This window comes from Rhodococcus sp. PvR044 (assembly GCF_040548995.1).
GTDB lineage: Bacteria > Actinomycetota > Actinomycetes > Mycobacteriales > Mycobacteriaceae > Rhodococcus_G > Rhodococcus_G oryzae.
This window is the reverse complement of sequence record NZ_JBEPSX010000007.1, coordinates 30,379-45,454: the sequence shown is the minus strand read 5'-3', so window position 1 is coordinate 45,454 and position 15,076 is coordinate 30,379. Positions and strand designations below refer to the sequence as shown.

Genomic DNA, 15,076 nt, shown 5'->3' with positions numbered 1-15,076 from the left:
ACACCGAAGGGTGTCCGCCGACCGGAGGCCGGGCTCGACTCGTCAGGCGACCATCTGGCCGCCGGGCGGCGGCCCCAGCAGCGGCTGCACGATGGTCGAACTGATCTCGGCCTCCCACGGCATCAGCCCCTGACAGTCGGCCCACACCGCCTGGACCGCCGACACGTCTGCCGGCCCGTACAACGCGACCGCGCGCAACAGCCAGGATTCGTACTCGCGCGCCCGGATCAGGCACACCTCGAGCCCGCCGACCTCGAGCCGCTCCCCCGGCCCGAGCCGATCGCCGTGCCACAACCGATGGGCGAGGTCGCCCAGGACCGCCACCGATTCGTCGGCGGCCCGGCCGGTGACGATCACCTCGGGACAGCCGATCTCGGTCAACCCGACCGTGTAGCAGAAGGCGGGATGGACGCCCCGCTCGTCGACGGAGGACTCGACATACTGCATCGCCCAGCCGTATCTGTCGATGGTTCGCAGCATCTTCCGGTGCGCCTGCTCAGGCGTCATCCCCTCGCAGATCTCACACATGATCACCCTCCCGAAATCGAATGTATGTTCGATGTTGATCATGCGCCATGCCACCGACACCACACGGCCACGGAGCCGTCTTGCAGGACGAATGACCAAACGCACCCGCCGGAGCGGTAACCTCACAGCACGCGCCGACGACGTTCCGTGAGATCGGGGGCGCCCCGCGGCCCAACACTCGGAGGCAACCGCGACATGTCCGACCCAGCCACCACAGGACCCGCCGACACGTTCGCGGGCCTCGGCCTCCCGCCGCTGCTGGTGCAGTCGCTGAACCGGGAGAAGATCACCGCCCCGTTCCCGATCCAGGCCGCCGCGATCCCCGACATCCTGGCCGGGCGGGACGTGCTCGGGCGCGGGCCGACCGGTTCCGGCAAGACCCTCGCCTTCGGACTGCCGATGCTGGTCCGGCTCAAGGGAGCCCCCAGCGCACCCGGGCGCCCCCGCGGGCTCGTGCTCGCGCCGACCAGGGAACTGGCCGCGCAGATCGAGAAGGCCCTCGACGAGTCCGCGCTCTCGCTCGGACTGCGCCTGGCCTGCGTGGTCGGCGGGCTCCCCATCAAGGCGCAGGCGCAGCGGCTCGCGCGCGGGGTGGACCTGCTGGTGGCGACGCCCGGCCGGATGGCCGACCTGATCGCCCAGGGCGCGGCCTCCCTCGCCGACGTCCGCGTGACCACGATCGACGAGGCCGACCACATGGCTGAGCTCGGGTTCCTGTCGCAGGTCACCACCCTGCTCGACCAGACGGCGAAAGACGGTCAGCGACTGCTCTTCTCGGCCACCCTCGACGGCGGGGTGGCCGACCTCGTCCGGGACTACCTGCACGATCCCGTCACGCACGCCACCGCGCCGGTGGCCGCCTCGGTGGCCACGATGGCGCACCACCTGCTCCACGTCCGCAAGGCCGACAAGTGGGTGGTGCTCGCCCAGATCGCTTCCCGGAGCGGCAAGACCCTGCTCTTCGTTCGGACCAAGCACGGCGTGGACCGGGTGGCCGAGGAACTACGGGCGGCAGGCGTCGTCGCGGGGGCACTGCACGGCGACAAGACCCAGAGCAACCGCACCCGCACCCTCGCCGCGTTCGCCGACGGCGACACCCCGGTCCTGGTCGCCACCGATGTCGCGGCCCGCGGTATCCACGTGGACGGGATCGATCTCGTCGTCCACGTGGACCCGCCCGCCGAGGCGAAGGACTACCTGCACCGCGCCGGACGGACCGCTCGCGCAGGCGAATCCGGGACGGTGGTGACCCTGGTGACCGACGACCAACGCGCCGAGGTCGCCGCGCTCACCGCGAAGGCAGGCGTGGACGTCGTCGGCGTCGAGGTGCGCCCCGGCGCCGCCGAACTCGCCGCCCTGACCGGTGCCCGCGAGCCGACCGGCGTCCCGGTGCCCACACCGTCCGCACCGGCGCCGACGGCACCGAAGGAGCGGGCCACCGGACCAGGTGCCCGCGGCAGGCGCCCGGGCGCGACCACGGTTCGCACCGGCGGGCGACGCGGAGGCGGCGCCGGTGCGCACGGCCACCGCAACCGAGGAGGGCGCTGAGCCATGTCCGGAACCCCGCTGCTGGCAGTCGCGTTCGCGCTGATCGGCGCGCTGTTGTTCGCCTGCGGCTCGGTCGCACAGCAGAGCGCGGCGGCGGGGGTCGCCGAGGGCGACGCCCTGCTCGCCGAGCTGGTGCGCAGCAAGCGATGGTGGGCAGGCATGCTCGGCGACGGTGGCGGGTACGTGTTCCAGGCGATCGCGCTCGGCGTCGGGTCGGTGCTCGTGGTGCAGCCACTGATCGTGGCCTCGCTGCTGTTCGCGCTCCCCCTCTCTGCCCGGTTCAGCGGCGCGCGGATGACCGGCCGCACCTGGGCGATGGCCTTGGCGCTTGCGGCGGCGCTCGTCGTGTTCCTGATCGTCGGGAATCCGACCGAGGGCCACAACTCGGCGGCGATCGCCGACTGGCTGATACCACTCGCGGGGATGCTCGGGCTGGTCGCCGCGGCGATCGCGGCCGCGATGACCCGGATCGGCCCCGGTCCCCGGGCCCTGCTGCTCGGGTTCGCCAGCGGCGCACTGTACGGCGTCGCGGTCGCGCTGACCAAGTCCGTCATCGACCTGCTGCACCTGGGCCCGGCGGCCGTGCTCGGCAGCTGGACCACCTGGGCCCTGATCGCCGCCGGTCTCTCCGGGTTCTACCTCCAGCAGCGCGCATTCCACGCCGGCTCGCTCTCGGCGTCGCTGCCTGCCATCACCATCGCCGAGCCGCTGGTGGCCGCCTTCCTCGGGTTCGCGGTGCTCGGCGAGCGGCTTCGGGTGGAGGGTCCCGGCATCGCCCTGATCGCCGTCGCGGTGCTCGTCATGGTCGTGACCACGATCGGACTGTCCCGGTCCCAGGCCGATGTGACCACCCACGCCCAGACGTCGCAGCCGGTACTCTCGTAAGACGTGCGCTTCCTCGACGGCCAGCAGCCGCCCTATGACCTGACCTACGACGACGTCTTCTTGGTGCCCAATCGCACCGATGTGACCTCGCGCTTCGATGTGGACCTGTCCACGCTCGACGGATCCGGCACCACCATCCCGATCGTCGTCGCCAACATGACCGCGGTCGCCGGCCGCCGGATGGCCGAGACCGTCGCGCGCCGCGGCGGGATCGTCGTCATCCCCCAGGACATCCCGGCCTCCGCCGTCGCCGAGACCGTCGCGTTCGTCAAGAGCCGCCACCTGGTGGCCGACACCCCGGTCACCCTCGGCCCCGAGGACTCCGTCTCCGACGCGATAGCCCTGCTGCCCAAGCGTGCGCACGGCGCCCTGGTCGTCGTCGAGAACGACCGGCCGATCGGCGTCGTCACCGAAGCCGCGTGCGCGGACGTCGACCGGTTCGCCAGGCTCCGCTCCGTCGCCATCACCGACTTCGTCACCGCGCCCGTGACGGCCTCCCCGCGCGAGGTCTTCGAGCTGCTCGAGACCAAGCACGACCCGATGGCGGTCATCGTCAACGAGGACGGATCCCTGGCGGGCGTGCTCACCCGCACCGGCGCGATCCGGGCGGGCATCTACGAACCGGCACTCGACGCGGACGGCAGGCTGCGCGTCGCCGCGGCCGTCGGCATCAACGGCGACGTGGCCGCGAAGGCGAAGGAACTGGTCACGGCGGGCGCGGATGTCCTCGTGATGGACACCGCACACGGGCACCAGCAGAAGATGCTCGACGCCCTCGGCGCCGTCGCGGAGCTCGACCTCGGCGTGCCGCTGGCCGCGGGCAACGTCGTTTCCGCGGCAGGCACAAGGGACCTCATCGCCGCTGGCGCGAACATCGTCAAGGTCGGCGTCGGACCCGGCGCGATGTGCACCACCCGGATGATGACCGGCGTCGGCAGGCCGCAGTTCTCCGCGGTGGCCGAGTGTGCTGCGGCCGCAAGGGAACTCGGCGCCCACGTGTGGGCGGACGGCGGCGTCCGGCACCCCCGCGATGTGGCACTGGCCCTCGCGGCGGGCGCCTCGAACGTGATGATCGGTTCGTGGTTCGCGGGCACCTACGAGTCGCCAGGTGATCTGCGGATGGACCAGGCGGGCAACGCATACAAGGTGAGCTTCGGCATGGCGTCCAAGCGCGCGGTCGCGGCAAGGACGGCCACCGACAGCGCCTTCGATCGTGCCCGCAAGGGCCTGTTCGAGGAGGGCATCTCGAGTTCCCGCATGCGCCTGGACCCGGACCGCCCCGGCGTCGAGGACCTCATCGACCACATCTGCTCCGGCGTGCGCAGCACCTGCACGTACGCAGGCGCCCGCACGGTCGAGGAGCTGCACGAGAAGGCGCTGCTCGGGGTCCAGTCCGCGGCCGGGTTCGCCGAGGGGCGCCCGCTGCCTGCCGGCTGGTAGCGAGCCGACACACCGACGCACCACCACTACTACCGGGCACGGTCCGCCGTGCCCGGTAGAATCGTGGTCTGCACTCGCACACGCGCAGCGAAAGCCTGCGCACAACAGGAAGGAACAAGGTGCCTGAGGCACCCACTCTGACCGTCGTCGACTCGACCGAGTCCGGCGACGAGAGCACCTCTACGGAGGGCTCCTCTACCGAGCCGGGCGACAAACCCGGCGCACATCCCCCACTGTTCGGACCCACGCTCGGCGGCGATAGCTGATGGAGATCGCACTCACCGTCTTGAGCCTCATCGGGTTCGCGGCCCTGACCGCAGGCACCGCGTTGTTCGTGGCCGCGGAATTCTCGCTCACCGCGCTCGAGCGCAGCACCGTCGACTCCCACGCGCGCGACGGCGACCGGCGTTCGCGCCAGGTGCAGCACGCACACCGCACGCTCTCGTTCCAGCTCTCCGGCGCCCAGCTCGGCATCACGATCACCACGCTGATCACCGGCTATCTCGCGGAGCCGGTGCTGGCCAAGCTCATCGACCCGCTGTTGACAGCCGTCAACATCAGCGAATCCGTGGCCAGCGGCATCTCGCTGACCCTCGCCCTGGTGCTGGCCACCTCGCTGTCGATGATCTACGGCGAGCTGGTGCCGAAGAACCTGGCCATCGCGCGTCCGCTGCAGACCGCGCGCGCCACCGCGGGCCTGCAGGCCGGCTTCTCGGCGGTGTTCAAATGGGCTATCAACGGGCTCAACGGATCCGCCAACTGGGTGGTCCGACGGCTCGGCATCGAACCCGCCGAGGAACTTCGCTCGGCACGCTCTCCCCAGGAACTGGGCTCGCTGGTGCGCACCAGCGCGCGCCGCGGCGCGCTCGACGCCGGGACCGCGCTGCTCGTCGATCGCTCGCTGCGATTCGGCGAGCTCACCGCGGAGGAGCTGATGACCCCGCGGGTGAAGGTCGAGACCCTCGAACTCCGGGACACCGTCGCCGACCTGATCGAGGCCGCGTCCCGGACGGGCTTCTCGCGGTTCCCGATCGTCGACGGCGACCTGGACGACACGGTCGGCGTCGTGCACATCAAGCACGCGTTCACGGTGCCCGCCACGGGACGCGCCACCACGCCGCTGATCACCCTCGCGCAGAAGGTCCCGGTGGTGCCGTCGAGCCTCGACGGCGACGAGCTGATGGAACGCGTCCGCGCCGACGGCATGCAGGTCGCGCTCGTGGTCGACGAGTACGGCGGCACCGCGGGCATGGTCACAATGGAGGACCTGATCGAGGAGATCGTCGGCGACGTCCGCGACGAGCACGACGAGCCGGAGATCGAGGTGCAGCGCAGCGGCGACAGCTGGATCTGCTCGGGCCTGCTCCGCATCGACGAGGTCAGCCAGACCACCGGTTACTCGGCGCCCGAGGGCGAGTACGACACCCTCGGCGGCCTCGTCCTGGCCCACCTGGGCCGGATCCCCGAGGTCGGTGACCAGGTCGTCCTGCCTCATCCGGACGACGACGGCCGCTCCGCGGGCGGCTGGATTGCCCGGGTCGCCGCGATGGACGGCCGCCGGATCGACCGGGTGGTGCTGACCCCGGTCGCCGACCTGGCCGACCACTCGGCGGAGACACTGGCCGATCACTCGGCGGAGACACTGGCCGATCACTCGGCGGAGACACTGGCCGATCACTCGGCGGAGACGAAGGAGGACGACGATGAGTGACCTGTTCGCGGTCGCCCTGACCGTTCTCCTGCTCGCGGGTAACGCGTTCTTCGTGGCCGCCGAGTTCGCGCTGATCTCGGCGCGACGCGACCGGCTCGAGGCGCTGGAGTCGCAGGGCAAGAAGCGGGCGCGCACGGTGATCCGGGCCGGCGAGAACCTCTCGCTGATGCTGGCCGGCGCACAGCTGGGCATCACGATCTGTTCGATCCTGCTCGGCCGGGTCGGCGAGCCCGCGATCGCGCACCTGATCGAGGCGCCGTTGGACGCCCTCGGCGTTCCTGCCGGGTTCCTGCACCCGATCGGGTTCACGCTGGCGCTCTCGCTGGTGGTGGTGCTGCACATCCTGCTCGGCGAGATGGTGCCGAAGAACATCGCCATCGCCGGGCCGGAGCGCAGCGCGATGCTGCTGGTCCCCATGCACCTGGCGTTCATCCGGCTCGTCCGCCCGCTCATCTCGTTCTACAACTTCTGCGCGAACGCTTCGCTGCGGTTGATGCGGGTGCAGCCGAAGAACGAGCTGGACACGACGGTGTCGGCGCTGGAGCTCGCCGAGATGATCGGTGAGTCCCGGTCCGAAGGGCTGATCGACGAGGAGGAGCACCGCCGGCTGACCTTGGCGCTGCACACAGCCGACCGGACCGTCGCGGATGTGCTGATCCCGCTCGACAAGGTGCGCAGCGTGCCCTTGACCGCGAACGGGACCACGCTCGGCGCCGTCGAGGAAGCGGTGATCGAGACCGGCTACTCGCGCTATCCCGCGCGGCTGGCCGACGGAACGCTGGCCGGGTACCTGCATCTCAAGGACGTCCTCGACGAGGTCGGCGACGTCCACGCGGGTCCGGACACGGTGATCCCCCGCTCGGACGTGCGACCGCTGCCGCAGGTGCAGGTGCAGACCCCGCTCGACGAGGCGCTCGGCACGCTGCGGCGCGCGAGCAGCCACCTGGGGTCGGTGGTCGACGAGACCGGGCAGACGATCGGCATCGTCGCGCTGGAGGACCTGGTGGAGGAGTTCATCGGTACCGTGCGCGACGGCACCCACCGGATCGACGACGCGGTGCCGGGGCAACGGACACCGTGACACAGCCGGACCTCTCGAGCGGTCCACTCGTTCTGACGCAGGACGAGTGGACCGCCCGCCGCGACGCGCACCGGGATCGGGTGGATGCCCTGATCGGGGCGCACCTGTCCAGGCAGACGCGCGGGGAGAAGCATCCGGTGATCGACTTCCTGTTCACCTACTACAGCCTGCGGCCCGCTCAGCTGCGACGCTGGCACCCCGGCCTCGGGGTGCGGCTGACCGGACCCGCGGCGCGCGAGTACTGGGACTACTCCGGGTACCACCGGCGCGGCGACGACGCCGAGGCCGATCCACGCGTGCTGACCCAGCGCCGCACGATGCTCGAGTTCACCGAACGCCTGCTCGCGGGCACCGCCGCGCGGCCCGCGCAGCTCGGCTGCTTCGGCCTGCACGAGTGGGCGATGGTGTATCGCGGCGGCGCGGAAGCGGTCCGGCATTCGGGCACCCCGCTGCGGCTCGGGCCGGACGGCACCGACGCGGTGGTGGAGTCGATGAACCTGCGCTGCACGCACTACGACGCGTTCCGGTTCTTCACCCCGGACGCGGTGGGCCGCAACGACACCCCCTTGCAGCGCGAGGACCAGGCGGCGCGGGAACAGCCGGGCTGCCTGCATGCGGGCATGGATCTCTACAAGTGGTGCTACAAACTGGCGCCGCTGGTCGACTCCGGCCTGCTGCTGCGGTGTTTCGAGCTGGCGATGGCCGCGCGGGAGCTCGACATGCGGGCGAGCCCGTACGACCTGAGCGCCCTCGGCTACGAGCCGGTGCCGATCGAGACCGCGGCGGGCCGGGCGGACTACGTGCGGGCGCAGTCGGCGCTGGCGGAGCGGGCCGCACCGCTGCGGGCTGAGTTGCTGAGTCGCTGCCGGTCGTTGCTGAACCGGACCTCGTTCAGCGAATCCAGCTGAGTTCCCCTGCCGCGATTCGCCGAGCAGTGCCTTCAAGCCAGTCGATGTCGTGCCGGAGACGCGACAGCAAGTACTGCACCTCGATCATGTGGACCTCGGGTTCGGCCGGGTCGTGGGCTGCCCGTTCGAGTTCGCGGACCTCGCCTCTGATGAGTTCGACCCGCCTCTCGAGAACCGTGACGGCTTCCGCGGGCCGCAGGATCCCGAGGTACGCGAGTGCGGTGACGAAGGTGGGACCGCCGGTCAGGTCGGCTTCGCGAAGTTGCTGCTGCACCCGCTTGGCGAGTTCAGCTACACCCGATTCGGTCACCGCAATGGCGGCGCGGTCGTTTCCGCTCGCCGCGGTGACCCAGCCTTCTGCGGTCAGACGGTCCATGAGGGTGTAGACGGTCGCATTGCGCACTCGGAGGTACTCATAGCGCCGCGTGAGTTCGCGGAACAGCGCGTATGCGTGGCGCGGTTGCTCGACCAGGAGGCCGAGCATCGGCAACACGAGGGGATTGTCGAGCGCGTTCTTGGGCACCATCGGAGCCTATCCAATGACCGTATACGGCTAGTCGTATACATTTAGCCGTATACGGCTAATGGAGGTGACGTGATTTTCGGGATCTGGCCTGGCGTGGTCGCGGCCGACCTTGTCGACTTTCGACCACTCGACTGCCCACCGGAAGACCCCACAGCGACCCTGGCGGCCCTTCGGAGTCTGCAAGGTGACGCGCCCGCCTTCTATGTGCGCTGCTATCGACACTTCGGGGTCGGTGCACAGCGGGGAACGGCGACCTCCCGAACTCCCGACCGCCCCGGGTTGTACGCGGGAGACGGGCGTCTGATCGACCTGGTCGCCTGCTATCAGAGCCCGGCGCCGGACGCGAGTGGCTTCGCCGAGTTCGTCCGCGACGCTGTTCGAGACGTCGCCGAATGGGGCGGCGGCAAGGTGCAGGTCGGCGAGGAGCTGAACATGCCGGCACCGCAGGACGGGGGCAGCCCGGGATGCTTCGATGCCGTTGCGGCCGGCATCGCTGCCGCATTCGAGGAACGTGAGCGACTCGGCGTCGACGTCGAGATCGGGGTGAACTCGGCCGGCATGGCCGATCCGGCCTTTTGGCGGCGGCTGGCCGACACCGTCGGCGTAGAACACCTCGAGGCACTCGACTACATCGGCTTGGATGCTTTTCCCGATGTATTCCACCCCATCCCGCACGATCGGCTCGCCGCTTCGGTCACGTATCTACTGGAGCGTTTCCGTTCCGTCACAGCAGAATCCGGGGTCCCCGAGAGCACCCCGATTCACGTCACCGAAACGGGGTGGCCGACGGGCGCCGATCGGGACGAGGCAACGCAGCGCATCGTCCTGGAGACCGTGGCCGACGCCGCTCTCGATTCCGGCGTGGGTGTCACGGCATACGAGTTCTTCGGGCTGCGAGATGGGCACAGCGGCGCGGAATGGACCAGCCGTTTCGGACTCCTGCGCGACGACTACACGCCCAAGCCCGCCTTTCACGCCGTGCGCGACCTCATCGCCGGCCGATCCACATCGTGAGTGCGAATATGCGCGACGTGCCACCAGCCCGCCGCCGCCCGGCCGAGGTCCTTGCCCTCCCGATCAGCCGCCCTGTGAGGCCCACTCGATCGCGGCCTGCTCGTCGGCGAGCGCGAAGGCGCGGACCTCGCAGGGAATCAGGAACCTGACCAGGTGAATGGCCGTGCCGATCCACTCGTGATCAGTGACCAGCGCGATGCGACCCCAACTGTGCCGTGGGCGGGTCTCGAGTTCGGCGTCCTGCCACAGCGCACCGGCGGTGTAGCGGCTCAGGTCGTCGCCGAGCACATAGACGATGTTGACCTTCTCGTGCTCGGCGATCTTGGCGTCGATGGCCGGGTCGAGTACGTCCCTGTAGTCCTGCGCGGTCACCGTCCCGGTCGCCCGGAAACCCAGGGTGCCCGCCGGCAGGTTCTGCATGGTCTCGATCACGAATCCATGGTTTCACAGCTCGAGTCCCGGTGTGACGCAACGCGAGAGTGCCATGGGCGGCACCGAATCGCTCGCGTCCTTCGAACGCGTGCTGCACGATCACACGGTGAAGTTCACCCGAGAAGACATCGACACCCAGGAACTCGCCCGGCGCCGGGCGCTCTACGGCCCGCTCACCGCGGCGGTCCGCGACCTCGTCGACGCCACCATTCGCACCGAGGTCGACGAGGCGGTGATCCGCGAGGTCCAGGCCACGATCGTCGACGCCACCGCGAAGCTGCGCGCCACCCAGATCGACGGCGGGTTCGGGATGCGGTTCACCGCCGACGGCGAGTCGATCGCCTGGGGCAACGCGGGGATCGGCCTGCGGAACGCGATCGCCCCCCCGCTGGTCATCGAGTCCGACGACGCAGGCCTGCACTGGACCGAGGTCAGCCTCGGCGCCGCCTACGAGGGCCCGCCGGGGCTCGTGCACGGCGGGATCTGCGCACTGGTGATGGATCACCTGCTCGGCACCACCGCCAGTTCGATCGAGCCGCGGTTCACCGGCACCCTCACGCTGCGCTATCGGCGCGGCACCCCGCTCGGGCCGCTGCGCGCCGAGGCCCGGATCGATCGCAACGATGGCCGCAAGACCATCGTGGTCGGGACCCTCTCGGACGCCCTCGGCGTCACCGTCGAGGCCGAGGGGATCTTCATCGGGCCCGCCGCGCCGCCCGCTTAGCCGGCCACCGCCGTGTCCCCCTGGAATACCGGCCGAATCAGTACGGTTGGACTGTTAGCCCACCAGGACAAACAGCTAGACGATTACCGCCGAGTAACATCTAGTCCGTCTACATGAGGCATTCCCAGAGAAGTGAGGCATTTCATGACTGAGCGCGTGCAGGTCGGTGGTCTTCAGGTCGCCAAGGTTCTCCACGATTTCGTGGGCACCGAAGCTCTCCCGGGTACCGGCGTAGACGCAGACGCGTTCTGGGCGGGTGCCGTCAAGGTCATCGAGGACCTCGCCCCGAAGAACAAGGCACTGCTGGCCAAGCGCGACGACCTGCAGGCGCAGATCGATGCCTGGCACCGCGATCACTCCGGCCCGGCCTTCGACGCCGCCGAGTACAAGGCGTTCCTGCAGGAGATCGGCTACCTGCTGCCGACGCCTGCCCCGTTCAGCATCGAGACCCAGAACGTCGACGCGGAGATCGCGACGACCGCAGGCCCGCAGCTCGTGGTGCCGGTGCTCAACGCCCGGTTCGCACTCAACGCCTCGAACGCTCGCTGGGGCTCGCTGTACGACGCGCTCTACGGCACCGACGCCATCTCCGAGGCGGACGGCGCCGAAAAGGGTAAGAGCTACAACAAGGTCCGCGGCGACAAGGTGATCGCCTGGGCCCGTGAGTTCCTCGACACCGCGGCGCCGCTCGCGGCGGGCAGCCACGCCGACTCCAAGCGCTACTGGGTCGACGGCGCCGAGCTGAAGGTTGAGCTGACCGACGGCACCGTCACCACGCTCGCGCAGCCGGAGAAGTACGTCGGCTACCTCGGCGAGAAGGACGCGCCCACCTCGGTCCTGCTGCGCAACAACGGACTGCACGCGGAGATCCAGATCGACGCGAGCTCCCCCATCGGCCAGACCGATGCGGCCGGGGTCAAGGATGTCGTCCTCGAGTCCGCGCTCACCACGATCATGGACTTCGAGGACTCGGTCGCGGCTGTCGACGCCGACGACAAGGTCGTCGGCTACCGCAACTGGCTGGGACTCAACCGCGGCGACCTCGCCGAGGAGATCAGCAAGGGCGGCAAGTCCTTCACCCGCAGGCTCAACGACGACCGCACCTACACCGCGGCCGACGGCGGCGAACTCACCCTGCACGGTCGTTCGCTGCTGTTCGTGCGCAACGTCGGGCACCTGATGACCAACCCCGCGATCCTCGACGCCGACGGCAACGAGGTCCCCGAGGGCATCCTCGACGCGCTGATCACCAGCCTCTGCGCGGTGCACGGCCTGACCATCAGCGAGGCCAACGGACCGCACGACAACAGCCGCACCGGCTCGGTCTACATCGTGAAGCCGAAGCAGCACGGCCCCGAAGAGGTCGCGTTCACCACCGAGCTGTTCGGTCGCGTCGAGCAGGTCCTCGGCCTGCCCGCGAACACGCTCAAGGTCGGCATCATGGACGAGGAGCGTCGCACCACGGTCAACCTGTCCGCCTGCATCAAGGAGGCCAGCGAGCGCGTGGTCTTCATCAACACCGGCTTCCTCGACCGCACCGGCGACGAGATCCACACCTCCATGGAGGCCGGCGCGATGGTGCGCAAGGCCGAGATGAAGAAGCAGAAGTGGATCGGCGCCTACGAGGACTGGAACGTCGACACCGGACTGGCCGCTGGCCTGCAGGGCAAGGCGCAGATCGGTAAGGGCATGTGGGCCATGACCGACCTGATGGCGGACATGCTCGAGCAGAAGATCGGTCACCCCCGCTCCGGCGCCAACACCGCGTGGGTCCCCTCGCCCACTGGCGCAACCCTGCACGCGACGCACTACCACCGCGTCGACGTGTTCGCCGTCCAGGACGAGCTCAAGGGCAAGCCGCGCGCGAGTGTCGACGACATCCTGACCATTCCGCTCGCCCCGAGCACCGACTGGTCGGACGCGGAGAAGAAGGAGGAGCTGGACAACAACTGCCAGTCCATCCTGGGCTACGTGGTCCGCTGGATCGACGCGGGCGTCGGATGCTCCAAGGTGCCGGACATCCACGACGTCGCGCTCATGGAAGACCGTGCCACCCTGCGCATCTCGAGCCAGCTGCTGGCGAACTGGCTGCGCCACGGCATCGTCACCGAGGCGGACATCGTGGCCAGCCTCGAGCGGATGGCCCCGGTCGTCGACCGCCAGAACGAGGGTGACGCCACCTACGTCCCGATGGCGCCGGACTTCGACACCAACATCGCCTGGCAGGCCGCCAAGGAGCTGATCCTCGAGGGCGCGTCGCAGCCGAGCGGTTACACCGAGCCGATCCTGCATCGCCGCCGGCGGGAGTACAAGGCCGCCAACGCCTGACAGGCAGCGACAGCACCGCGAAGCCGCCACCAGACCGATCCGGTCCGGTGGCGGCTTCGCCGCTTCCACGGCGCGGTCGTCCGTAGACTGCTGGGGTACCGATGAGACGGACCTGCGTGCCGTCACCGATCGACGACAAGGCGGGCACACGTGGGGCAGCATCGCGGCGCAGAGGGCACGAGGGGTGTCAGCAGGGGCCCGGTGATCGCGGTGGGAGCAGTCATCGCCGTCGTGCTCGCCGTGGTCGGCTGGTTCCAGCTCAGGGACCGGATCTCGGACCAGGGCACCCAGGCGGCGCAGAGTTGCGTCGAGGGTCCCGCCGTCCTCGACGTGACCGCGGATCCCGACATCGCCCCGCAGATCCAGACCCTGGCAGACCGCTATGCCCAGACCGCCCCGGTCGTGCGCGACCACTGCATCACCGTCACCGTCACCCCCGCCACCTCGCAGACCGTGGTCGACGCGCTGGCGGCGAGCGCCGGGAAGGACTGGTCCGGGCCCGGACCGGCACCGGCGCTGTGGATTCCGCAGAGCACCCAGTCCGTCGCCCGACTCAGCGGGCAGACCGGACTGATCGACGGCCAGCCGAAGTCGCTCGCCACCTCGCCGGTGCTGCTGGCGGCCCCGGTCCCGCTGGCCCAGGCTCTCATCGCATCGAATGTCGGCTGGCAGGACCTCGCGCGCCTGCAGTCCGACCCGAACGGGCTGCCGGGGATCGGACTCCCCGGATGGGGCTCGCTGAAGCTGGCCCTGCCGACCGGTCCCGGCTCGGACCCCTCCACCCAGGCAGCCGAGGCCGTCGCCGCGGCGGTGTCGGGTGCGGGTGCCGGGCCGGTCACCGAGGCGCAGGCCGCATCCGCACCGGTCGTCTCGGCACTCTCCTCGCTCGCGGTCGGCTCCGCGGCCGCGTTCCCGTCGGCTCCCGACAAGCCCGCCGCGACCGCGGATGCACTCTCGGCGCTCGGTGCACAGCAGGATCGACGGGCGGGCGCCCCGCACGCGGTGGCGGTCACCGAGCAGCAGCTCTACGCCGCCGAGCCAGGCGTGAACGCGCTCACCGCGTTCCTTCCTGCCGGGGCCACCCCGATGGCCGATCACCCCGGCGCGATCATCTCCGCCGGCTGGGTGGACGAGGCACGCAGCCGGGCGGCCGCGGAGTTCGTGGACTACCTCCGCCGTCCCGAACAGGCGACGGTGCTACGCGACGCCGGTTTCCGGGTCGACGGCGAGTCCCCCTCGGCGGTGAGGGCGGTGCCCTTCGCACCGATCGACACGCCACTGCAGCCTGCTACCGGGCCCGTGGTCGACACGCTGAGCCGAACGCTCGCCAATCCGGTGGTGCCCCGCAGATCGACCGTCCTGCTGGACGTCTCGGGTTCGATGAGCAACGTCGAGGGCGACGGGACGCGGCTGACGAACACGACCGCGGCACTGACCGAGCAACTGAACCGGACACCCGACTCCACCGATCTCGGGCTGTGGATCTACTCGAAGAACCTCGACGGCGCCAAGGCATACAAGATCGCCGTCCCGACGGGCTCGCTGACCGACACCGTCGGCACCGGAACGCGGAGGCAGGCGATCGACACGGCGCTCGACTCCCTGACCCCGGCGACGGCGACGTCCACCTACGCGGCGACCCTGGCCGCCTACGCGGATGCGGTGCGGGGATACGGCGCGGACCGCCCGAACTCGGTGCTGCTGATCACCGACGGCCCGAACGACGACACGTCGATCACGGCCCGGCAGCTGCTGGCGTCGATCCGGGAGACCACAGTGGGCGGCAAGCCGGTCCGCATCGACGTCATCACGATCGGCGAGAACTCCGATGCCGACACCCTGCGGGCCCTCGCGGAGCAGACCGGGGGTTCGATGACCGCCGTCGGGTCCTCGCAGGGTCCCGAGTTGGGTGCCGCGATCGGCCAGGCGCTCGGCTGACGCCGGACGAGGC

The 15,076-nt window shown here is 70.0% G+C and carries 13 protein-coding genes; 10 read left to right on the top strand and 3 right to left on the bottom strand.

Features of this window, described 5'->3' with window-relative positions:
• Positions 1-42 precede the first annotated feature (42 nt).
• Entirely contained in the window at positions 43-528 is a 486-nt protein-coding gene (locus tag ABIC28_RS17125) for a DUF4262 domain-containing protein (protein ID WP_179800664.1), read from the bottom strand.
• Between the two features lie 195 nt (positions 529-723).
• Between ABIC28_RS17125 and ABIC28_RS17120 the strand changes: the two genes are divergently transcribed.
• The 6 genes from ABIC28_RS17120 (at position 724) to ABIC28_RS17095 (ending at position 8,101) form a co-directional block, all read left to right on the top strand.
• On the top strand, positions 724-2,076 hold the full coding sequence (locus ABIC28_RS17120) for a DEAD/DEAH box helicase (protein WP_354579999.1): 1,353 nt from the start codon (positions 724-726) through the stop codon (positions 2,074-2,076).
• 3 nt (positions 2,077-2,079) lie between these two features.
• A complete protein-coding gene (locus ABIC28_RS17115; RefSeq protein WP_354579997.1) occupies positions 2,080-2,961 on the top strand; it encodes a DMT family transporter in 882 nt (293 codons plus the stop codon).
• 3 nt (positions 2,962-2,964) lie between these two features.
• Positions 2,965-4,401 (top strand): GMP reductase, encoded by a 1,437-nt coding sequence (gene guaB1, locus ABIC28_RS17110; RefSeq protein ID WP_354579995.1) that lies wholly within the window; start codon positions 2,965-2,967, stop codon positions 4,399-4,401.
• A 265-nt stretch (positions 4,402-4,666) separates the two neighbouring features.
• Entirely contained in the window at positions 4,667-6,112 is a 1,446-nt protein-coding gene (locus ABIC28_RS17105; protein ID WP_269590309.1) for a hemolysin family protein, read from the top strand.
• The gene (locus tag ABIC28_RS17100) at positions 6,105-7,193 is read left to right on the top strand and encodes a hemolysin family protein (RefSeq protein WP_097213371.1); all 1,089 of its coding nucleotides are present in this window, start codon (positions 6,105-6,107) and stop codon (positions 7,191-7,193) included. Before ABIC28_RS17105 ends, ABIC28_RS17100 begins: the two co-directional genes overlap by 8 nt.
• Positions 7,190-8,101, top strand: coding sequence for a 3-methyladenine DNA glycosylase (locus ABIC28_RS17095; RefSeq protein WP_097213372.1), 912 nt, complete (start codon positions 7,190-7,192; stop codon positions 8,099-8,101). Before ABIC28_RS17100 ends, ABIC28_RS17095 begins: the two co-directional genes overlap by 4 nt.
• On the opposite strand, the gene ABIC28_RS17090 is transcribed toward ABIC28_RS17095, so the two are convergent.
• Positions 8,085-8,627 carry a PadR family transcriptional regulator gene (locus tag ABIC28_RS17090; RefSeq protein ID WP_354579992.1) on the bottom strand — a complete coding sequence of 181 codons (543 nt, stop codon included), beginning with the start codon at positions 8,625-8,627 and terminating at the stop codon, positions 8,085-8,087. The two genes, ABIC28_RS17095 and ABIC28_RS17090, sit on opposite strands and share 17 nt — an antisense overlap.
• A gap of 69 nt (positions 8,628-8,696) precedes the next feature.
• Here ABIC28_RS17090 and ABIC28_RS17085 point away from each other — a divergent pair, with 69 nt between their 5' ends.
• Positions 8,697-9,641, top strand: a complete 945-nt coding sequence (locus ABIC28_RS17085) for a hypothetical protein (protein WP_354579990.1) — start codon at positions 8,697-8,699, stop codon at positions 9,639-9,641.
• A 63-nt stretch (positions 9,642-9,704) separates the two neighbouring features.
• On the opposite strand, the gene ABIC28_RS17080 is transcribed toward ABIC28_RS17085, so the two are convergent.
• On the bottom strand, positions 9,705-10,073 hold the full coding sequence (locus tag ABIC28_RS17080; protein ID WP_257017688.1) for a SpoIIAA family protein: 369 nt from the start codon (positions 10,071-10,073) through the stop codon (positions 9,705-9,707).
• Positions 10,074-10,104: 31 nt separating this feature from the next.
• On the opposite strand from ABIC28_RS17080, the gene ABIC28_RS17075 reads away from it, so the two are divergent.
• The 3 genes from ABIC28_RS17075 (at position 10,105) to ABIC28_RS17065 (ending at position 15,063) form a co-directional block, all read left to right on the top strand.
• Positions 10,105-10,797, top strand: coding sequence for a PaaI family thioesterase (locus tag ABIC28_RS17075; RefSeq protein ID WP_269590313.1), 693 nt, complete (start codon positions 10,105-10,107; stop codon positions 10,795-10,797).
• A gap of 144 nt (positions 10,798-10,941) precedes the next feature.
• Positions 10,942-13,125, top strand: a complete 2,184-nt coding sequence (locus ABIC28_RS17070; protein WP_097213375.1) for a malate synthase G — start codon at positions 10,942-10,944, stop codon at positions 13,123-13,125.
• Between the two features lie 150 nt (positions 13,126-13,275).
• Positions 13,276-15,063 (top strand): substrate-binding domain-containing protein, encoded by a 1,788-nt coding sequence (locus ABIC28_RS17065; protein ID WP_209926510.1) that lies wholly within the window; start codon positions 13,276-13,278, stop codon positions 15,061-15,063.
• The last annotated feature ends 13 nt before the right edge of the window (positions 15,064-15,076 follow it).

Excerpts from the sequence above, each read along its gene's own strand:
- ABIC28_RS17105 (WP_269590309.1), top strand. The coding sequence starts at position 4,667 with ATGGAGATCGCACTCACCGTCTTGAGCCTCATCGGGTTCGCGGCCCTG.
- ABIC28_RS17125 (WP_179800664.1), bottom strand. The coding sequence starts at position 528 with ATGTGTGAGATCTGCGAGGGGATGACGCCTGAGCAGGCGCACCGGAAG.
- ABIC28_RS17120 (WP_354579999.1), top strand. The coding sequence starts at position 724 with ATGTCCGACCCAGCCACCACAGGACCCGCCGACACGTTCGCGGGCCTC.
- ABIC28_RS17100 (WP_097213371.1), top strand. The coding sequence starts at position 6,105 with ATGAGTGACCTGTTCGCGGTCGCCCTGACCGTTCTCCTGCTCGCGGGT.
- ABIC28_RS17090 (WP_354579992.1), bottom strand. The coding sequence starts at position 8,627 with ATGGTGCCCAAGAACGCGCTCGACAATCCCCTCGTGTTGCCGATGCTC.
- ABIC28_RS17070 (WP_097213375.1), top strand. The coding sequence starts at position 10,942 with ATGACTGAGCGCGTGCAGGTCGGTGGTCTTCAGGTCGCCAAGGTTCTC.
- ABIC28_RS17115 (WP_354579997.1), top strand. The coding sequence starts at position 2,080 with ATGTCCGGAACCCCGCTGCTGGCAGTCGCGTTCGCGCTGATCGGCGCG.